Here is a 19123-nt window from a genome sequence, read left to right on the forward strand (position 1 = left end):
GTGGTAGGGACAACAGGTTAAAATAATTAAGAATTTCGGCCTACAGCGGGGGTATTGCGCCCCGCGCCTAAGCGGAACATGTGCCGGCGGTCCGCTACGCTTCGGGGAACAGGCTCAGCTGATCGGGATCAGGGTGCGCGGACGTTGGAATGCGCCGGTGGGGGCCAGGATCGAAGCGCGGCTCAAGCCTTGGAAAACGGCGCTGGAACGCGGCGAGCGCCTTGGCGCGACTGCCCGGAAAGCGCACTTCCTCCCAAATTTCATAGAGACGGCGGGGGTCGCAGGCGTAGCGGCGCTGCAGGTCCGTCGGGCGGGTGCGCATCCAGCGAGCGATCCAGATGTCGATGGCGTCGTCCTCGGTCAGGGGACGGCGGGCAACGACAGGCGGCGGCTCGACAAGAAACGCAGTAGCCATGGAACACTCTTACTTTTGCGCATCGCGCCTCCCTTCTGGGGAGTCGGCCATTCTTCGATTGCGCGCTGCGACTCGCGTTCCGCGAGCCGGCCGCAGCGCGTAGGTCTTGACGTAGCCTGCGATCCGCGATTGATCGCACGAACCGTTTAGGAACCCAAGATAGCAATCTGATGGCCGGATTGTCGCGCCAGATATGGCGCGAATTCGTTCTCTCCCTGACGGGAGCAGGAATTTACCCGCGAGACAAAAGCATTGATCCTATTCCCTGCCATAGACCTTAAGGACGGCCAGTGCGTGCGGCTGAAGCTCGGCGAGATGGATGCCGCCACCGTGTTCAACGACGATCCGGCGGCGCAGGCGGCGAGCTTCGAGCGACAGGGCTTCAAGTACCTGCATATCGTCGATCTCAACGGCGCGTTCGCGGGCAAGCCGGTCAACGGTGCGGCGGTCGAGGCCATTCTGAAAGCGATCAAGATGCCGGCGCAGCTTGGCGGCGGCATTCGCGATCTGGCGACGATCGAAGCTTGGCTGGATAAGGGTATTCGCCGCGTAATCCTCGGCACGGTCGCGGTGCGCGATCCGGCGCTTGTGAAGGACGCGGCGAAACGCTTTCCAGGCCAGGTCGCGGTCGGCATTGACGCCAAGGGCGGCAAGGTGGCCGTCGAGGGTTGGGCGGAGACGTCGGAGCTGACGGCTGTCGATCTGGCGAAGCGGTTCGAAGACGCGGGCGTTGCGGCCATCATCTATACCGACATTGAACGCGACGGCGTGTTGAAGGGGCTTAATTTGCCTGCCACAGCCGCGCTCGCGCAGGCGACGCGTATTCCGGTCATCGCGTCGGGAGGTCTTGCGTCCATTGCCGATGTGCGCGACCTGATGAAACCAGAATACCGAATGCTCGAAGGCGCTATCACGGGCCGCGCGCTCTACGATGGCCGCCTCGATGCCAAAGAAGCGCTCGAACTTCTGGAGAAGGCATGAAGATCGGTGACAAAGTCCGTGTGCTGGGCGTTCCGGATGGCGTGCCCAAAGACAACAAGCAGCTCATGACGCTGTTTCGCGGCTGCGTCGGCAAGACCTTTCCGATCGTCAAGTTCGACGACGGACTGGTCGAGCTGCATGTCGGCGAAGTTTTCGGCAAGTCCGCCGAGCATCACCAAATCTGGCTCGATCAGAGCCAAGTGCAATTGATTGAGGCCTGAACTTTGAACGTCATGACGCAAGGCGCGTCGGCCGAGCCGGTGCTGCCGCCTGAAATTGCGCGGCGGCGCACGTTCGCGATCATCTCGCACCCTGACGCCGGTAAAACGACGCTGACGGAAAAGCTGTTGCTGTTCGGCGGAGCGATCCAGATGGCGGGCGCAGTGAAAGCGCGCGGCGAGCGGCGGCGCACGCGTTCCGACTGGATGCAGATCGAGCAGCAGCGCGGCATTTCGGTGACGTCGTCGGTGATGACGTTCGAGCGTAACGGCATCGTCTACAACCTGCTCGATACGCCGGGCCACTCCGACTTCAGCGAAGACACCTATCGTACGCTGTCGGCGGTCGACGCCGCCGTGATGGTGATGGACGCGGCGAAGGGCATCGAAAGCCAGACGCGCAAACTGTTCGAGGTTTGCCGCCTGCGCGATATTCCGATCATCACGTTCATCAACAAAATCGACCGCGAAGCGGAAGATCCGCTGACGCTGCTTGATCAGATTGCGGCGGACCTGGCGCTCGATCTCGTGCCGATGGCATGGCCTGTTGGCATGGGGACCGACTTCCGCGGCGTGCTCGATCTCGTCGGCAACAAGATTTTGCTTCCCGAGAGCGAGGAGCGCGGCGCTTCGTACGGGCATTCGCAACCGCTCGAAACGTTCGAGGGACTGCGCCGCATCGAGGGAATCGACGAGCGTATCGCTGAGAAGACGATCGAGGCCGTGGAGCTGGCGCAGGGTGCCCTGCCGCAGTTCGATCTGCAGGCCTTCCGCGAGGGGCATCTGTCGCCGGTGTTCTTTGGCAGCGCCTTGAAGAACTTTGGTGTCGAGCAACTTCTCGATGCGCTTGGCGCCTGGGCGCCTGGGCCATTGGCGCGCGATGCCACGCAGCGGACCGTGCAGCCGGGCGAGGATCAGGTTACGGGCTTCATCTTCAAGGTGCAGGCCAACATGGACCCGAACCATCGCGACCGTATTGCGTTCATGCGGATCTGCTCGGGCAAGTTCAAGCGCGGCATGAAGATGCTGCACGTCCGCGACAACAAGCCGATGACGATCTCGTCGCCGACGTTCTTCTTCGGCCAAGGCCGCGAGACGGCGGACGAGGCGTGGGCGGGCGACATCATCGGCGTGCCGAACCATGGGACCCTGCGCGTCGGCGATACGCTGACAGAGAAGGAAGCGCTAAAGTTCACCGGCATTCCGAATTTCGCGCCGGAGCTTCTGCGCCGCGTCGTCATTCAGGATGCGATGAAGGCGAAGCAGCTCAACCGCGCTTTGGACGATCTGGCGGAAGAGGGCATCGTGCAGGTGTTCACGCCGATCGCGGGCGGGCGGCAAATTCTCGGCGTCGTAGGCCAGCTGCAGTTCGAAGTTTTGCAGTCACGCGTTGCCAACGAATACAGCGTACCGGTGTCGTTGGAACAGTCGCCGTTCGAAGTGGCGCGATGGATCTCGGCGGATGATCCGGCGGCGTTGCAGAAGTTCGTCAATGCGCATCGGGGCGAGATAGCGACCGACCGTGACGGAGCACTCGTGTTCCTGGCGGAGAGCGCCTGGATGCTGAAATACAAGACCGAGCGCTTTCCTGAAATTAAATTCGCCGCACTCAGGGAGCGCGGCGAATCTTAAATCGATCGGTGATCGAGTGCCGTTGGTATGTGGCTGCAGGAGCGGCCGCTGCGGCGCCCGAAATGGGGTATCTGCGATAATATTGCCGCTCGCGGCGACCGCCCCCAAGAGGCTCTTAACCCCATCGTCGCTGGCTGAAGTTTGATACGCATCAAACTTCACGGGCTTCGCGGTGATCCTCGGGCTTATTGCTGGGCCTTATTCTTCGATTTGTGCTGCTGCAGAATGGATCCTCGGCCATAAAGCCGAGGATGACATTCGGCGTGGGACGGCCTCTGACCTTCGTCAGGCCCTGGCCGAGGCGCCGGCAGCGATCCCGTCTCAGACCGAAATGTTCGGTTCGCGGCGCTGGGGGTTCGAGAATTTGCCTTCTACGCCTTCCAGCCACTTATGCAGCGCAGTTTCGAGGGCATCCGTCTGGGCGGACGCCTTGCTGTGCTGCAGCTCCGTTATGGTGCCTTCGGCGTCCAGCGAGCCGCGAATGGTGTCGTGCTGATCGATGAAGCTCGTCAGCGCATCGGCTTGATCGCCGATGCCATGCGTTTCGAGCTGGGTGCGGGCCTGGGCAATACGGTCCTGTATGGCGGCCAACCGGGCGCGAAGGTTCTTAGGGGCGAAGTCGTCGACCATAGGTATCAGGTTCCCTTGCAAATTTTTGCGCGGAGTTCCGCGAGACGGCATAACTCTGGAGGCGCGTGAGAGTTCCCTCGGAGGAACGTTAATATGCTCGACGCTGACGGACGCGGCGTGATAGTTGCCTAGCCACGGGGCGTGATACCGGAGCTCCCGAGTTCAAAGGAAGTCGCTTTTACAAATATGCTGAAAGTCCGCATCATTCCATGTCTTGATGTCAAAGATGGACGAGTTGTAAAGGGCGTCAATTTCGTCGATCTCGTCGATGCGGGCGACCCGGTCGAGGCGGCCGCCGCTTATGACGCAGCCGGCGCCGATGAGCTCTGCTTTCTTGACATCACGGCCAGCCACGAGAACCGCGATACGATCTTCGACGTCGTGGAACGGACGGCCAATCGCTGCTTCATGCCGCTGACGGTCGGCGGTGGGGTGCGTACCGTTGAAGATATCCGCAAGCTGCTCGAAGCGGGCGCCGACAAGGTTTCGATCAACACAGCGGCGGTGAACAAACGGGCGTTTGTGAAGGAAGCGAGCGAGAAGTTCGGCGCGCAGTGCATCGTCGTCGCAATTGATGCCAAGCGCGTGTCGGCCGAAGGCGAGCCGCCGCGGTGGGAAATCTTTACGCACGGTGGCCGGACGCCGACGGGCATCGACGCCGTTGAATACGCGCGTGAGGTCGCAGAACTCGGCGCTGGCGAGATTCTTCTGACCTCAATGGATCGCGATGGCACGAAAGCGGGCTTCGACGTCGAGCTAACCCGGGCTGTGTCCGACGCAGTGACGATCCCGGTGATCGCGTCGGGCGGTGTCGGCACGCTGCAGCATCTTGTCGATGGTGTCGAAGGCGGCCACGCGAGCGCGGTCTTGGCGGCGTCGATCTTTCACTTCGGGACGTATTCGATCCCGCAAGCGAAGGACTACATGGCCAAGGCCGGCCTCGCGATGCGGATGGATTCCTAGATTTTCTTGAGTTTGGAATGGCGCCCTGCCCTCCGTCATGCCGACGAAGGTCGGCACCCAGACAAGCATCACCACTTCACCTGTCGAGGTTTGACTAGATCCCGGCCTGCGCCGGGATGACGGTATGAGGAACCAAAAGGGCGCCGCCTTGGGGCTATGGCGTCCGGCGTCTAAGGCGCGGGCGTTTTATCCGGGAAGCGGCAGATGTCGTTGATGAGGCAGCGCCAGCATTCGGGCTTTCTCGCCTTGCAGACGTAGCGGCCATGCAGGATCAGCCAGTGATGCGCGTGCATGGCATATTCCTTGGGCACGACATGCATCAGGTCTTCTTCCACTGCCAGCGGTGTCTTTCCACGCGACAGGCCGATGCGGTTCGCGACGCGAAAGACGTGCGTGTCGACGGCCATCGTCGGCTGATGAAAGGCGATGTTCATGACGACGTTCGCGGTCTTGCGGCCGACGCCGGGTAGCGATTCCAGCGCATCGCGATCCGATGGGACGACGCCGTCGTAATCGTCGATCAGGCGCTGGGACAAGCCGATGACGTTCTTCGCTTTGGCCCGGTAAAGGCCAATCGTTTTCACGTAATCGCGCAACTTGTCTTCGCCGAGCTTCAGCATCTTTTCCGGCGTGTCGGCGACCTTGAAGAGCGCGCGGGTCGCCTTGTTGACGCCAGCGTCGGTAGCCTGGGCGGACAGCACGACGGCGACCAATAGCGTAAACGGATTGGTATGCTCCAGCTCGCCCTTGGGCTCAGGGTTTGCGGCGTGAAACCTCCGGAAAACCTCATGAATTTCGGCTTTGTCGAGCAGCGCAGATTTACGCGCCTTCTTGGCCGCAATTGCCGCAGGTTTTGCAGCCTTGCGTTTTGGGGCGGAACTTCCGATGCTTGTATGGTGTACATCTGAGGACGCTTTGGCCATCAGAGCTCCGCTGTGTTGGCGCCGTTGGCGCTCCGCAGTGATGGGGTTGAGACGGGTCGCCAGCCACGAGACATGAGCGATAATCGAACTGAAATGCAATCCGCGAAAGATACGCAGTTTGTGCTTCATCCCCACCGCTCGCTGCCGCCGAGCGGGTTCTTGATCATGATGAGCCTGATTAGCTCGGTAAGCTTCATCGTCGGGCTGGTGTTTTATCTTATGGGCGCCTGGCCGGTGTTCGGTTTTTTCGGGCTCGACGTCGCGCTGATCTACTGGGCCTTCAAACGCAACTATCGCGACGGCCTGGAATACGAGACGGTCGATGTCACTCCCGACGTGTTGACGCTCACGCACGTTCATCCCTCGGGGCAGCGCGAAGTTTTCGAGTTCAACCCGTATTGGACGCGGGTGAGCTGCACGGTTGATCGCCCGGACGGGCGGACATCGCTCTGGCTGTCCGCGCAGGGCAAGGCGGTGCGGTTCGGGAAGTTTCTGACGGACGACGAGCGGCGTGATTTCGCCAACGCTTTAAGCGGTGCTCTCGTCACCGCGCGCGGGTCGAAGTTTTAGACTCTATCGTCATCCCGGCCTTTGTCGGCGTGACACAACAAGCTGTTCGTGCGCAGGCTAATCATTCAGCATCGTCAGCGCGGCGCGGCGCTCGCCGGGCTTTAAGCGCAGGAACTGCGTGCGCGCGGTTTTGATGTCTTTCGCCGTACCGGTTTCGGCGGCGGCTTTCAGCGCTTTCGTTGCCGCGTGATCGGCGCCGACAACAAAGGACAGGGCGCCCGCGAGACGCCCCATCGTGGCCGGGTCGAACTTGAAATCGTCGTCGGTCATGTGAGCCTCTCGCTTACTGGAACCGGCCGCCGCGCTGCAGGACTTCGATCTTGTAGCCGTCCGGATCGTCGATGAAAAAGAACGTGCCGAACGGCTTGCCGTCGTGCGTCATGTTCTTGATGTCTTTCGGCTGGTAGCCGGCGGCGGCGATTTTAGCGCGCGTCGCTTCGAGATCGTCAACGACGAAGGCGATATGGCCATAGCCATCGCCAAGATTGTAGGGCTCGGTGCGGCCCTTGTTGACCGTCAGCTCAACCTCGAAATCGTTCTCGGCGTTCTTCAGATAGGTGAGCGAAAAGTCCGGCCAGTCTTTCTTTTCGGAAACTTTGAGGCCGAAGCACGCCTCGTAGAACTTCGCCGAGCGCGCCTCGTCGAGAACGCGGATCATCATATGAATCGCTTTGGCCATTCTGTCCGTTTCTCCCTTTTCGTCTTTATGTTTTAAGCCGGGTCGGAGCGAGCCCGGCGTTGGCGCGAGGACAAGACGTCAAAGCCAAGGGCGCGAGGACGCCGTGCCTTCTTCGAACGTCGAGATGGCTTTGCCCTTCTCCAGCGTCAGGCCGATGTTGTCGAGGCCGTTCAACAGGCAGTGCTTGCGGAATGGATCAATGTCGAACTTGATGACGCCGCCATCGGGACCGCGGATTTCCTGTTTTTCCAGATCGACGGTGATCGTCGCGTTGGCGCCGCGGCTGGCGTCGTCCATCAGCTTGTCGACATCCGACTGCGGCAGCTTGATCGGCAGGATGCCGTTCTGGAAGCAGTTGTTGTAGAAAATGTCGGCGAAGTCGGTGGCGATCACGCAGCGAATGCCGAAGTCCAACAGCGCCCAGGGCGCATGCTCGCGCGAAGAGCCGCAGCCGAAGTTGTCGCCCGCAACGAGGATCGTCGCGTTCCGGTACTGCGGCTTATTCAGGACGAAGTCCGGCAGCTCGTTGCCCGTCGCTGGGTCGTAGCGCATCTCGTAGAACAGCGACTTGCCGAGGCCGGTCCGCTTGATCGTTTTCAGGAACTGCTTCGGGATGATCATGTCGGTGTCGACATTGCGGATCGGCAGCGGGGCGGCAACGCCCGTCAGAACCGTGAATTTATCCATGCTTACGTCTCCTCTTCAGGCGCGCAGTGTGTCTGCCAGCGCCCGGAAATAGCCTTCCGCCGAGGCAAGCCGCCGAGCGTGCCGGAAAGCGCCGAACTCCCGGATGGCGGCTTCGAGATCGAAGGGCTTCAGATGTTCCAGCCGCCGTTTAACGCCAGCCTGCTTGCGCCCGTCAAGATGGTGTTCGAGCGTCGCGACAATCGTTTCGACGTAGCCACCGACGCGGCCAAGCTCGCGAGTGGCGGTCAGCAGCGCTGAACGGTTATGGGGGTCGGCTTCCAGAACGGCAAGGCTTGAGGCGGCGCGGGCCAATGTTGCTGCAACTTCCTCGGCGTAGAGGGCGACCTTCTCGCGCCGGAGGCCGTCCAGCTTGGCGGCGAGCGCCAGCCAGCGGTTAACCGTGCGGGCGAGGTCAAGAAGGCGCTGGGCGTAGTCGGCGAGCCGCATGGCAGATCCTCAGGTCTAACGGATCTGGGATTTTACGGCCGCCGGAATGGGCGGGGATAAGTTTTGGCTTTTCTGGCAGGCCGCGGCCACTCCCGTACCGGGAGCCGGCCGCCGCGGCTAAACCTAAGTCGTCACCGAATCTTCGGGTCGGCGTAGCACTTGCGCATGTATTCGCAGCGGTATGATCCGGAGAAGTGCATGGCATCGCCCTTGGCGGGCGTAATGAACGTGCAGATCTCTTCCAGGCCTTCGGGCTTCAGCCAGCCCTGGCGGCGGCCGCGCTGGACGGCGAAGCAGTCGGCAGTTTCCTCGTCTGGGCCGCGGAACTGATGTCCGCACTCGTGCGCGTAGATCCACTGCTTGACGGGCGTAGATACCTTGTCGAGCAGGCGCGGATTCATGATCAAGAAGCCCGGATAGGCAGCGCCGTAGTCATCAAGCTTGTTGTCGATGACCGTCGGCCGTTGGCCGCAATATTGCGTCTGGCCGTCGAGTTTGAATTTTCCAGGGCCAACGATGTGGCTGTCTCCGCCGACGGTCGAGACGTATTGCTCCGGCGTCGGGATGCCGTCACGCAGCGTTGCCGACGTGTCTTGCGCGTCAGCGGATGGCGCGAACGCAACCGCAAAGCCCAAACATCCCGCCAAGACGATCCTGAATAGGAATCGCCGGCCGCTCATCCGTTCAAACATTCAAAAACGTGCCCCGCGTTCTTTCAGCCTGCCCCTACAACATGGACCGAAATGTCGTAGTGCTCAAGCTTAGCCGTCTTGTGGCATGAACACAGTTAATCCGATGTGACTTCCGGCCACGGTTCAGTCACTTATGCGGGTCTCTATGGCCTCCATGTCATCGTCCGAGAAGCCAAAGTGATGGCCGATTTCATGGACGAGGACGTGCGCGACGAGGTGGCCCAGCTCTTCGCCTTCGGAGGCCCACTCGTCGAGAATGGCGCGGCGATAAAGGAACACCATGTCGGGTTCGCGCGTGGTCTCGGTCACGCTTTTGCGGTCGAGGCTGACGCCCTGGTAAAGGCCCGTCAGTTCGAAGGGGTCTTCGATATCCAATTCGTCGAGGATGTCGTCGGACGCAAAATCTTCGATGCGAATGATGACGTCGCCCGCCATCGTGCGAAATTCGGCGGGTAGCTTATTCCACGCGGTTTGCGCGAGCATCTCGAAGTCGGCAAGGCTTGGGGCGATGGCATTGCTCCAATCGATCGGCATCTCGGCGCTCTCCTGTGGTTGAGCGCAGGAGATAGGCCTCGCTGGACGAAATGGAAAGGCCGTTTTCGATCAGGTCCGGTCAGCGACGATGAGAAGTTCCTGCAACGTGAAGTGCAGTGCGCCGGTGTCGTCGGTGCGCGGCTTGAGGAAAGCTCCGAGCGGCGCCGGACCGGCGGTCAGGATGCGATCGAGCTCGGCGACGACATCGGGTGTACAGCGCATACGCGCGACCCACGATGCGAAGTCGAGTTCCTTTTCCATTTGCTCATGTGCAGCAATCGAGAAGCCGTTGGCTTTGAGCAAAGCGATCCAGGTTTCAGGCGGCGGCGCGAAGCCGTGGCTCGGATCGCGCAGTTTCTCGAAGCTGTTGTAGTCGACGATGGCTGTTTCGATTTCCGCGCCGCTCGCGTTCGGCAGACGCACACGGTCCGGCGCGACGTTATCGACGAACGCGAAGCGTCCGCCTTTTTTCAGGACGCGGCGCACTTCGCGAACGAAGGCTTCGAGGTTCGGGAAGTGATGCGCCGCCAAGCGGCAGCAGACGAGATCGAAGCTTTCGTCGGGAAACGGCAGGGCATCAGCAGAAGCGCGCGCCGTCAGCATGTTCGAGATGCGCCGCGCATTGGCGAGCTTTGCTGCTTCCTGCAGCATCTCGTCGGTGACGTCGCTCGCGATCATGCTGGCGACGTAGGGCGCGAAGATCGCAGCCGTATGCCCGGCACCGGTCGCGACGTCGAGGGCTTCCCAGGTTTTTTGCGGGGCTGTCAGTTCGACGATGCGCGCGAGGCTTTCGCCCTTGGCATGAACTTCCGACGTTGCGTAGTCGGCAGCGGCGCGGCCGAACTGCGATTGGACGGAGCTGGTTGTGTCGTCAGCCATAAGTGCCCTCTCTTCGCGGGTATTCAGCATCTGCGAGTTTCAAGTATGCCGTCGTTTCCCGCGGCTCAAGCACCAATTTAGACAACGCTCCGCCTTTGGGAGAAATGGCATTTTTTATCGAAGATCAGAGTCGCGGATTTAGGAGATCAGCGACACTTTTCGGTTCGCTCTAGCACGATCCCATAGCCATTCTTCACACGACCCTCCTCGATGCGTCCGACCATTAATGATCGGACGATCTTCCTTCTGGTCCGCCGTGCTTTGGATTGGCATGTGCGAACGGACGGCAGAAAAGGTTCTGCGCGTGCGATCGTTACAAGGTTAGCTAGGAGCGAAACCAACCAGGCAAATTGATCTGCCATTGTGGTCCTAAAAGAAAAGCCCACGCGAGGTGGGCCATTGGCATCACAGCACGCTAGACACAAAAAAACCCGCTCGGCTTTCGCTTCGCAGGCTCGTTCGTCACTTTCTATCTCGTCGGCACGACTTGCCGAACGATAAAAAAATAATGGCCTAAAACCGGGTTTTTGCCAACACCCGGTTTTAGGATTTAATTCTGTTGTGGCACTACCGCTATACCTGCCACTCGCGGACATCGACGAAGTGGCCCTCGAGTGCGGCGGCGGCGGCCATGATCGGCGACACAAGGTGCGTGCGGCCCTTGTAGCCCTGGCGGCCTTCGAAATTGCGGTTCGAGGTCGAGGCGCAGCGCTGGCCCGGCTTCAACTGGTCCGGGTTCATGCCGAGGCACATCGAGCAGCCCGGCTCACGCCATTCGAAGCCGGCGTCGAGGAAGATCTTGTCGAGACCTTCAGCTTCCGCTTGCTCTTTCACGAGGCCCGAGCCCGGAACGATCATCGCGTAAGCGAGGCGCGACGAGATCTTCTTGCCATCCACGATCTTGGCGACAGCGCGAAGATCTTCGATGCGGCCGTTGGTGCATGAGCCGATCCAGACGACGTCGAGCGGAATGTCGGTCATCCGGGTGCCGGGCGTCAGGCCCATGTATTCCAGCGCACGCTGCATGGACGCGCGCTTGTTTTCGTCGTGCACATCGGCAGGATTGGGAACGGCGCTCGCGATCGACGTCACGTCTTCGGGGCTCGTGCCCCACGAGACGATGGGCGGCAGCTTTGCAGCGTCGAGGCGAACTTCGCGATCGAAGTGCGCGCCGTCGTCCGTGCGCAGCGTTTCCCAGTACTTCATCGCCATGTCCCAGGCCATGCCCTTCGGCGCCTTGGGACGATCCTTGAGGAACGCAAACGTCTTCTCATCCGGTGCGATCATGCCGGCGCGGGCGCCGCCTTCGATCGACATGTTGCAGACCGTCATGCGGCCTTCCATCGACAACGCGCGAATGGCCTCGCCCGCATATTCGATGACGGAGCCAGTGCCACCAGCGGTGCCGATCTCGCCGATGATCGCGAGCGTGATGTCCTTGGCGCCGACGCCCTTCGGGGCGACGCCATCGACCGTCACGCGCATGTTCTTGGCTTTCTTCTGGATCAGCGTCTGCGTCGCCAAAACGTGCTCAACCTCGGAGGTGCCGATGCCATGCGCGAGTGCGCCGAACGCGCCATGCGTCGAGGTGTGGCTGTCGCCGCAAACAATTGTCGTGCCGGGCAGCGTGAAGCCTTGCTCCGGTCCGACGACGTGGACGATGCCTTGGCGCTTGTCGCGCTCGTTGAAATACTCGATGCCGAAGTCGCGCGCGTTCGTTGCTAGCGTTTCGACTTGAACGCGGCTCTGCTCGTCGGCGATGCCCTTGGAACGGTCAGTCGTCGGAACGTTGTGGTCGACGACGGCGAGCGTCTTCTCAGGGGCGCGAACCTTGCGGCCGGCCATGCGCAGGCCTTCGAATGCCTGCGGGCTCGTGACCTCGTGGACAAGGTGGCGATCAATATAAAGGAGGCTCGTTCCGTCCGGCGATTGCTCAACCACGTGATCGTCGAAGATTTTATCGTACAGCGTCTTTGCCATGACTTTTCGAGAGCCTTTTGGGTGCGGCGGATCAAAACGAACGCGTTAGATAGCGTCAGAGATCGATTTCCGCAAATCAGTGCTGGTCGCAGGCCCGATCAGCAAAAAGCCGGGCCTTTTGGGCCCGGCAGTTCAGGGAGCTGGCATTTCAAACGGAGCGCCGACCGGTGGTGGCAAACAAACCAGTTCGCCGCTCCGCGCATGTCAGGGACATGGGGTGCTCGCGCTCGGCCAGCAAGGCCGCAGAGCGTTCAGTTACCTTTATTTTTGGCAATCTTCGAGATCAGGAAGTCGCGCAGCAGCTGGACCTTCTTTGAGGATTTCAGCTCTTCCGGGTAGGCGTACACCATATTGAGCGACGGCTGGTCGATGTCGGTCAGGACGGGCACGAGATCGGTGATGTCGTCGGTCAGATAATCCGGGATCATGCCGACGCCGATGCCGGCCTTAATCGCGTACTTGATGGCAACGACGCTGTTGACGCGCAGGGCGGCTTCGCGCGGCTCGCCGTTCAGGCTGCCTGCGGTTTCGATCCAGGACATGGCGTCGAGATGCTGGGCGGACGGACCGGTATAGCCGATGATGCGGTGCTGGTTGAGATCCTCGAGGCTCTTGGGCGCGCCGTATTTGCGGATGTAGTGTGCAGATGCGAAGGCGCGGACGCGGCTTTCGAACAGCGGACGGCGGATGAGGTCCGCCTGCTCCGGTTCGCGCGTCCAGATCGCAGCGTCGGCGGCGCGCATGCCGATATCGACCTGATCGTCGTTGAGGATCAGCTCGATGCGAATTTCGGGATAAAGCTCGCCGAATTCCCTCAAACGCGGCGTCAGCCAAATCGTGCCGAAGCCGATCGGCGCGGTGACGCGAAGTTCGCCCGAAGGCTTCGTCGTCGAGTCCGAGAGCAACGTTTCGGCGGTTTGCAGCTTGGCGAAGACCTCGGCGACCGTACGGTTCAGCAACTCGCCCTGCTCAGTCAGAACCAAGCCGCGGGCGTGCCGGTGAAAGAGCGTGACGCGAAGGTTGGCTTCGAGAGCCGAGATCTGCCGGCTGACGGCCGACTGGCTCATATGAAGCTGCTCGCCGGCATGCGTGAAGCTCCCTGCCTCGGCTGCGGCATGGAAGATTCGAAGCTTATCCCAATCCATTTCGGAGGCTCACCAGTGGGGGGTTACTGGACGGTACATAATTAGCTATGCACTGGACGCATTGCAACGGGGGTATGCCAGATAAGCAATAGACAAATGGGCCGAGCGCGGTCTTGTCGCGCTCCGTCCACAGATCAAAGGCATCTCTGGTCGCGATGAATGCGCCGGTTTCTATTCCGCGGCGTCGGCCTGGTCTTCCATCTGCGCGAGATAGCGCTCGGCTTCGAGCGCCGCCATGCAGCCCATGCCGGCCGCCGTCACGGCCTGGCGGAAGACTTCATCCTTGACGTCACCCGCCGCGAAGACGCCGGGGATGGCCGTCGCGGTCGAGTCGGGCGCGGTGATGAGATAGCCCGAGGGTGTCGTCTCAAGCTGGCCCTTGAACAGCTCGGTTGCGGGCGCGTGGCCGATCGCAACGAAGAAGCCGTCTGTCGCGAGTTCGGACGTCATGCCGGTTTTGATGTTCTTCAGCACGATGCCGGTCACCGACTTCGGCGACGGTGCGCCGATGACTTCCTCGACGACGCTATCCCAGATGACGTCGATCTTCGGGTTCTTGAACAGGCGTTCCTGCAAAATCTTTTCTGCTCGCAGGAAGTCGCGGCGATGAACGAGCGTCACCTTGTTGGCGAAGTTCGTAAGAAACAGCGCTTCCTCAACGGCGGTGTTGCCACCGCCGATGACGACGACGTCCTTGCCCTTGTAGAAAAAGCCGTCGCATGTCGCGCAAGCCGAGACGCCGTGACCTTTGAAATGCTCTTCTGACGGCAGGCCAAGCCAACGTGCCTGTGCGCCCGTCGCGATGATGAGCGCATCGCACGTGTAGGTGTCGCCGCTGTCGCCTTCCAACCGGAACGGGCGAACACGCAGATCGACCTTGTTGATGTGGTCCATGATGATGTGCGTGCCGACGTGCTCGGCCTGCGCCTGCATCTGCTCCATCAGCCACGGGCCTTGGATCGGATCGGCGAAGCCCGGATAGTTTTCCACATCGGTCGTGATCGTCAGCTGGCCGCCGGGCTGCGTGCCCTGGATGAGCGTCGGCGAAAGCATGGCGCGCGCGGTGTAGATCGCGGCGGTGTAGCCGGCGGGGCCGGAGCCCAGAACGATAACCTTGGCGTGATGCGGTTTTTTAGTCATGGCTCTCACTCTCCGACCGCAGCCTGCGGGTCAGGGTTTGCTAATTAGGGGTGCCGTTTGCCCATCGTCAATGTTCGTCGGCCCGAGCGCCGTCGTTTCCGGGGAATACGTGCGGCACAGCGGCGCGGGCCGTGTTAGGCTTCCTCAAAAACCGGGGGGTGACCAGGGGTGAATGACGCGAAGTCCGCGCCGGAAATGAGTTTCGGCCAGCGAATCAGAGCCATCCTCATCGGGTCTTCGGGCAATCTGGTCGAGTGGTACGATTTCTACGTTTACGCGGCGTTTTCGCTGTATTTCGCCAAAGCGTTTTTCCCGGCAGGCAATCAGACCGCGCAGCTCTTGAATACGGCCGCGATTTTCGCCGTCGGTTTTCTGATGCGCCCGATCGGGGCGTGGCTGTTCGGGCGGATGGCGGACAGGCACGGGCGGCGTGTGTCGCTAACGGCGTCGGTGCTGCTGATGTGTTTCGGCTCGGCGATGATCGCGGTGACGCCCGTCTATGCAACGATCGGCGTTGCGGCGCCGATTATTCTGCTCATCGCGCGCATGATCCAAGGGTTGAGCCTCGGCGGCGAGTACGGCACGAGCGCGACGTACCTATCCGAGATGGCGACGTCGAAGCATCGCGGGTTCTATTCGAGCTTTCAGTACGTGACGCTGATCGGCGGGCAACTGACGGCGATGCTGGTGTTGATCGTGCTGCAGACGTTCGTGCTGACGGCTACCCAGCTCGAAGCCTGGGGTTGGCGCATTCCGTTCGTCATCGGGGCGCTGCTTGCGCTGATCGCGTTTGTGATGCGGCGCGATCTCGTCGAGACGGATTCGTTTGCGCGTGAGACGCGGCGCGAGGGTTCGCTTGCAGCACTCATGCGACATCCGCGCGAGGTTGCGATCGTCATCGGGCTGACGATGGGCGGTACGCTGGCGTTCTACACTTACACCACGTACATGCAGAAATTTCTCGCCAACACGGCGGGATTTTCGAAGGACACCGCAACGCTCGTGTCGGCATCCGCGCTGTTCGTCTACATGCTGTTGCAGCCTATCGTCGGCGCGATATCGGACAAGGTCGGGCGGCGGCCGGTGCTCGTGACGTTCGGTGTTCTCGGCACGCTGTGCACGGTGCCGCTTTTGAGTGCCATCGGAAACGTGCGCGATCCGTGGGAGGCTTTTCTCTTGATCGTCGCGGGGCTCGCGATCGTGTCGTGCTACACGGCGATCAATGCGGTGGTGAAGGCGGAATTGTTTCCAACGTCGGTGCGCGCGCTGGGCGTGGGATTGCCCTATGCGCTGGCGGTCGCGCTGTTCGGCGGCACGGCGGAATGGGTGGCGCTGTGGCTCAAGCAGGCCGGACACGAAACCTATTTCTATTGGTATGTCACAGGCTGCATCGCGCTTTCTCTCATCGTTTACGCGACGATGCGGGACACGCGGGATCGCTCGGAGATTGATTGAGACATCATGTTTGACGGATGTGGTTCAAATCAATCGCAGCCCTTTGAGGCTCGCGTGACCATTGCGGCCGACGATGACGTGATCGTGCACGGTGACGCCGAAGGGCCGCGAGGCCTCGATGATCTGCTTCGTCATGTCGATGTCGGCGCGCGACGGGGTCGGATCGCCGGAGGGATGATTGTGGACGAGAATGATCGCTGTCGCTGACAATTCGAGCGCGCGCTTCACCACTTCGCGCACATAGACAGGTGTGTGGTCGACAGTGCCGTGGCCTTGCACTTCATCGGCGATGATCTGGTTCTTCTTGTCGAGGAAAAGAATGCGGAATTGCTCGCGCGTCTCGAAGCCTTGCGCCAAGCGCAGATAATCAATGACGCCGCTCCACGAAGTGAGCGCCGAGCGGGACTTGATCTCGCCTTTGGTCAGGCGCTCGGCAGCGGCCTTGATGAGCTTTAGTTCTTCGACGGCGCGATCGCCGACGCCTTCAACTTCTTTCAAGCGTTGGGGCGCAGCAGAGACGACGTCGGCAAAAGAGCCGAACTTGGCGAGCAAGCGTTTTGCGATGGGCTTGGTGTCGATCCGCGGGAAGGCGCGGAACAAGATCATTTCGAGAAGCTCGTAATCGGGGAGCGCTTCGGCGCCGCCGTTCTGGAAGCGGTCGCGAAGGCGCTTGCGGTGGCCGTGTCGATCATCCGGCTCGGGTTTCGGCTTCTCAGGCGCGGCGGCGAAAAACGCCGCCTGTTCTTCGGCGCTTGCCTTGTCGCGAGACCCCCCGGAGCGCGACATGCCTTACTCCATTACGCCGCGGCGCGGACGTTGTAGGGCGGGTAGTGATAACCGGCGGGCGATTCCGTGAAGATCTCGCAGCCGGTCTCGGTGACGCCGACGGTATGCTCGAATTGCGCGGACAGTTCGCGGTCGCGCGTGACCGCCGTCCAGCCGTCAGCGAGGATTTTCACGTGCGGCTTGCCGAGGTTGATCATCGGCTCAATCGTGAAGAGCATGCCCGGTTCGAGCACGGTGCCTTCGCCCGGTTCGCCGTAGTGCAGGATGTTCGGGCGGTCATGGAAGACGCGCCCGAGGCCGTGACCGCAGAAGTCGCGGACGACGCTGCAGCGCTCGGCTTCGGCAAAGCGCTGGATGGCGGCGCCGATGTCGCCGGTCGTCGCGCCGGGCTTCACAACGGCGATGCCGCGCATCAGGGATTCATAGGTGACGTCCATCAGCCGTTCGGCGCGGCGCGACACGTCTCCCACCGGATACATGCGGCTGGTGTCGCCGTGCCAGCCGTCAACGATCAGCGTCACGTCGATGTTGACGATGTCGCCCGGCCGCAGCGGCTTGTCGTTCGGCATGCCATGGCAGACGACGTGATTGATCGAGGTGCACGTCGCGTAGCGATAGCCGCGATAGTTCAGTGTTGCCGGGATGGCGCCGTGATCGAGGGCGAATGAGAGCACAAGCTCGTCGATTTCGGCCGTCGTGACGCCCGGTTGCACGACCGGAACCAGCATGTCGAGCGCAGCGGCTGCCAATTGGCCGGCCTTGCGCATGGCGGCGAAGGCGTCGGGGCCGTGCAACGGGATCTTACCGTCGCGGCTTGCTGTTTTGCTCACTTCAATGTTGGACATGGGACTCCACGGCGGGGCAATCGTTCGTCAGTATATTTAGTGCGAAATCGCGGCCAACAAAATACATGGCATCGTCGCGGCAGCATTAACGCAAAAAGCGCCAGGAGATCCCGGCGCTTTTTAAAATTTCAGAAGCGGCCTGCACGAGGCGCTTATTCCTTGGCTTCTTCGGCCGGAACTTCGGCAGCCGTCAGTTCGGCGAGAAGACGCTGAGCCTGACCGACCCAATCCTGCTTCTCAATCGCGCCCTTGAGCTTCAGCGTCTCATCGAGGTTGGCGATATCCTCATCCGAGAGGTTCGCGATCTGCTCGATCTTGTAGGCGTTGACTTGCTTCAGGCGGTTCTGCAGGTCGATGTCGATGCCCTTGATCTGGGTCAGATCTTCGGCCTCGCCCTTCGGCTTCTTGAAGCCCTTCCAGGCGGCGTTCAGGCGGCGCGCACGAGCGTCCGTACGTTCGAAGATACGGGCGGCCTTACCGCGGCGGCCACGAAGATAGTAAAGCTTCGCGCGGCGGACCTTGCCGCGACGCAGGACTTCGATCTCGGCAATGAAGGGCGAATAGATCGGGAAAACGCGCTCGACGCCTTCGCCGTAGGAAATCTTGCGGACCGTGAAGTTCTCGTTGAGGCCTGCGCCGGAACGGGCGATGACCACGCCTTCATAGGCTTGGAAGCGTACGGTCGGTTCTTTCTCGACCTTCTTTTTCTTGTCCTTAGGATCGGCTTCAGCCGCCTCAATGACTTTTACCATCACTTTGACGGTATCGCCGGGGCCGAATTCGGGAACGCCGCGCTTGGAAAGAATGGCGTCCATCTGCTCGCGTTCGAGCTGCTGGATAAGGTTCATCTTGTTGATTCCATATAGTTTTTTGATGACGCAGAGGATCGGCTAAGCAGCCTTGGCGCTCGAGCCGTTCATGCAACCCCGAAGGGCAACCCGTTTGAGGGGGAATATTGTTGGGGCGGTTGATAACCGAAGCGCCAGGTTTTGTCGAGGGCGTCGCGCGAAAGTGCGCGCGAAAACCGGCGTGGTTCCGGTGAGCCACGTTACCACAGCCAAAAGCGGCGGCCACGCCGTCAGGCGCCTCAGTCTGTTATGATTTCCTTCGAATCACATTCGGAGGTGCGGAATGGCCGATTGCCCGCTCGTCATCATTCGGTGGCTCGATAGCCGGCAACCGTCAGGGCAATGGCGCTATCTTGCGGATTTGCCGGAGGCCCGGCCCGTCGAAGTGGCGAGCGTCGGTTGGCTGCTGCGGGATACCGCGGAGGTAATGGTCATCTGCCAGAACGTCGGCGATCTTGAGACCCCCGATAAAGCACAAGCGAGCGGGATCATGACGATACCCACTCGCTGCGTCCTTTCGGTTGAAAGGCTGACGGAAGTAGAACGCGGTACTAACGCTTTTGCTGCCCCTGGTTCTGCTGGTATTGCTGGTTCTGGGCATTTTGCTGCGATCTCTGAGGATCTTGAGATTGCGACAACACGGACGCTGCAAGCTCTTTGATCTCTTCAGAGTT

General features: G+C 61.0%; 23 protein-coding genes. 7 read left to right on the plus strand and 16 right to left on the minus strand.

Going from position 1 to position 19123, the window contains the following annotated elements; all coding sequences use genetic code 11:
* Positions 1 to 94: 94 nt before the first annotated feature.
* Positions 95 to 415, minus strand: a complete 321-nt coding sequence (locus HYP802_RS0101600) for a hypothetical protein (protein ID WP_013950266.1) — start codon at positions 413 to 415, stop codon at positions 95 to 97.
* A gap of 252 nt (positions 416 to 667) precedes the next feature.
* Between HYP802_RS0101600 and hisA the strand changes: the two genes are divergently transcribed.
* Genes hisA through HYP802_RS0101615 form a run of 3 tightly spaced genes read left to right on the plus strand, consistent with a single transcriptional unit; the run spans position 668 to position 3246 of the window.
* Complete coding sequence (hisA, locus tag HYP802_RS0101605; protein ID WP_024275011.1) at positions 668 to 1396, plus strand: 1-(5-phosphoribosyl)-5-[(5-phosphoribosylamino)methylideneamino]imidazole-4-carboxamide isomerase; 729 nt, start codon at positions 668 to 670, stop codon at positions 1394 to 1396.
* Positions 1393 to 1617 (plus strand): hypothetical protein, encoded by a 225-nt coding sequence (locus HYP802_RS0101610; RefSeq protein WP_013950268.1) that lies wholly within the window; start codon positions 1393 to 1395, stop codon positions 1615 to 1617. Before hisA ends, HYP802_RS0101610 begins: the two co-directional genes overlap by 4 nt.
* Before the next feature lie 12 nt (positions 1618 to 1629).
* On the plus strand, positions 1630 to 3246 hold the full coding sequence (locus tag HYP802_RS0101615) for a peptide chain release factor 3 (RefSeq protein WP_050976832.1): 1617 nt from the start codon (positions 1630 to 1632) through the stop codon (positions 3244 to 3246).
* Between the two features lie 321 nt (positions 3247 to 3567).
* On the opposite strand, the gene HYP802_RS0101620 is transcribed toward HYP802_RS0101615, so the two are convergent.
* Entirely contained in the window at positions 3568 to 3876 is a 309-nt protein-coding gene (locus HYP802_RS0101620; RefSeq protein WP_013950270.1) for a hypothetical protein, read from the minus strand.
* A 186-nt stretch (positions 3877 to 4062) separates the two neighbouring features.
* Here HYP802_RS0101620 and hisF point away from each other — a divergent pair, with 186 nt between their 5' ends.
* Positions 4063 to 4839: an imidazole glycerol phosphate synthase subunit HisF gene (hisF, locus tag HYP802_RS0101625; RefSeq protein WP_013950271.1), complete on the plus strand. Its 777-nt coding sequence runs from the start codon at positions 4063 to 4065 to the stop codon at positions 4837 to 4839.
* A 170-nt stretch (positions 4840 to 5009) separates the two neighbouring features.
* Here the strand turns inward: hisF and nth are convergent, their stop codons facing one another.
* Positions 5010 to 5762 (minus strand): endonuclease III, encoded by a 753-nt coding sequence (gene nth / locus HYP802_RS0101630; protein WP_013950272.1) that lies wholly within the window; start codon positions 5760 to 5762, stop codon positions 5010 to 5012.
* A gap of 93 nt (positions 5763 to 5855) precedes the next feature.
* Between nth and HYP802_RS0101635 the strand changes: the two genes are divergently transcribed.
* A complete protein-coding gene (locus HYP802_RS0101635; protein ID WP_244420940.1) occupies positions 5856 to 6332 on the plus strand; it encodes a DUF2244 domain-containing protein in 477 nt (158 codons plus the stop codon).
* Positions 6333 to 6389: 57 nt separating this feature from the next.
* Here HYP802_RS0101635 and HYP802_RS0101640 read toward each other — a convergent pair whose 3' ends face one another.
* The 10 genes from HYP802_RS0101640 to trxB all read right to left on the minus strand — a co-directional run bounded on the left by HYP802_RS0101640 (position 6390) and on the right by trxB (position 14515).
* Positions 6390 to 6602, minus strand: a complete 213-nt coding sequence (locus HYP802_RS0101640) for a hypothetical protein (protein ID WP_013950274.1) — start codon at positions 6600 to 6602, stop codon at positions 6390 to 6392.
* Between the two features lie 13 nt (positions 6603 to 6615).
* Positions 6616 to 7011, minus strand: a complete 396-nt coding sequence (locus HYP802_RS0101645) for a VOC family protein (RefSeq protein WP_013950275.1) — start codon at positions 7009 to 7011, stop codon at positions 6616 to 6618.
* 78 nt (positions 7012 to 7089) lie between these two features.
* Complete coding sequence (leuD, locus tag HYP802_RS0101650) at positions 7090 to 7698, minus strand: 3-isopropylmalate dehydratase small subunit (RefSeq protein ID WP_013950276.1); 609 nt, start codon at positions 7696 to 7698, stop codon at positions 7090 to 7092.
* Positions 7699 to 7713: 15 nt separating this feature from the next.
* Positions 7714 to 8145 carry a hypothetical protein gene (locus HYP802_RS0101655; RefSeq protein ID WP_013950277.1) on the minus strand — a complete coding sequence of 144 codons (432 nt, stop codon included), beginning with the start codon at positions 8143 to 8145 and terminating at the stop codon, positions 7714 to 7716.
* 131 nt (positions 8146 to 8276) lie between these two features.
* Entirely contained in the window at positions 8277 to 8825 is a 549-nt protein-coding gene (locus tag HYP802_RS0101660; RefSeq protein ID WP_024275014.1) for a hypothetical protein, read from the minus strand.
* Positions 8826 to 8960: 135 nt separating this feature from the next.
* Positions 8961 to 9371, minus strand: a complete 411-nt coding sequence (locus tag HYP802_RS0101665; RefSeq protein ID WP_013950279.1) for a metallopeptidase family protein — start codon at positions 9369 to 9371, stop codon at positions 8961 to 8963.
* 69 nt (positions 9372 to 9440) lie between these two features.
* Positions 9441 to 10250 (minus strand): class I SAM-dependent methyltransferase, encoded by an 810-nt coding sequence (locus HYP802_RS0101670; protein ID WP_013950280.1) that lies wholly within the window; start codon positions 10248 to 10250, stop codon positions 9441 to 9443.
* 573 nt (positions 10251 to 10823) lie between these two features.
* Positions 10824 to 12230: a 3-isopropylmalate dehydratase large subunit gene (leuC, locus tag HYP802_RS0101675; protein WP_013950281.1), complete on the minus strand. Its 1407-nt coding sequence runs from the start codon at positions 12228 to 12230 to the stop codon at positions 10824 to 10826.
* Positions 12231 to 12481: 251 nt separating this feature from the next.
* Positions 12482 to 13375 carry a LysR family transcriptional regulator gene (locus HYP802_RS0101680; protein ID WP_013950282.1) on the minus strand — a complete coding sequence of 298 codons (894 nt, stop codon included), beginning with the start codon at positions 13373 to 13375 and terminating at the stop codon, positions 12482 to 12484.
* Between the two features lie 171 nt (positions 13376 to 13546).
* A complete protein-coding gene (trxB, locus tag HYP802_RS0101685) occupies positions 13547 to 14515 on the minus strand; it encodes a thioredoxin-disulfide reductase (RefSeq protein WP_013950283.1) in 969 nt (322 codons plus the stop codon).
* 195 nt (positions 14516 to 14710) lie between these two features.
* Here trxB and HYP802_RS0101690 point away from each other — a divergent pair, with 195 nt between their 5' ends.
* Complete coding sequence (locus tag HYP802_RS0101690) at positions 14711 to 15970, plus strand: MFS transporter (protein ID WP_197022736.1); 1260 nt, start codon at positions 14711 to 14713, stop codon at positions 15968 to 15970.
* 24 nt (positions 15971 to 15994) lie between these two features.
* Here HYP802_RS0101690 and radC read toward each other — a convergent pair whose 3' ends face one another.
* The 3 genes from radC to rplS all read right to left on the minus strand — a co-directional run bounded on the left by radC (position 15995) and on the right by rplS (position 18449).
* Positions 15995 to 16756 carry a DNA repair protein RadC gene (gene radC, locus HYP802_RS0101695; RefSeq protein WP_024275017.1) on the minus strand — a complete coding sequence of 254 codons (762 nt, stop codon included), beginning with the start codon at positions 16754 to 16756 and terminating at the stop codon, positions 15995 to 15997.
* An 11-nt stretch (positions 16757 to 16767) separates the two neighbouring features.
* Complete coding sequence (gene map / locus HYP802_RS0101700) at positions 16768 to 17601, minus strand: type I methionyl aminopeptidase (RefSeq protein WP_013950286.1); 834 nt, start codon at positions 17599 to 17601, stop codon at positions 16768 to 16770.
* A 152-nt stretch (positions 17602 to 17753) separates the two neighbouring features.
* Positions 17754 to 18449, minus strand: a complete 696-nt coding sequence (rplS, locus tag HYP802_RS0101705) for a 50S ribosomal protein L19 (protein WP_013950287.1) — start codon at positions 18447 to 18449, stop codon at positions 17754 to 17756.
* A gap of 283 nt (positions 18450 to 18732) precedes the next feature.
* Here rplS and HYP802_RS0101710 point away from each other — a divergent pair, with 283 nt between their 5' ends.
* Complete coding sequence (locus HYP802_RS0101710; protein WP_013950288.1) at positions 18733 to 19110, plus strand: hypothetical protein; 378 nt, start codon at positions 18733 to 18735, stop codon at positions 19108 to 19110.
* The last annotated feature ends 13 nt before the right edge of the window (positions 19111 to 19123 follow it).

The organism is Hyphomicrobium sp. 802 (assembly GCF_000526135.1).
GTDB lineage: Bacteria > Pseudomonadota > Alphaproteobacteria > Rhizobiales > Hyphomicrobiaceae > Hyphomicrobium_B.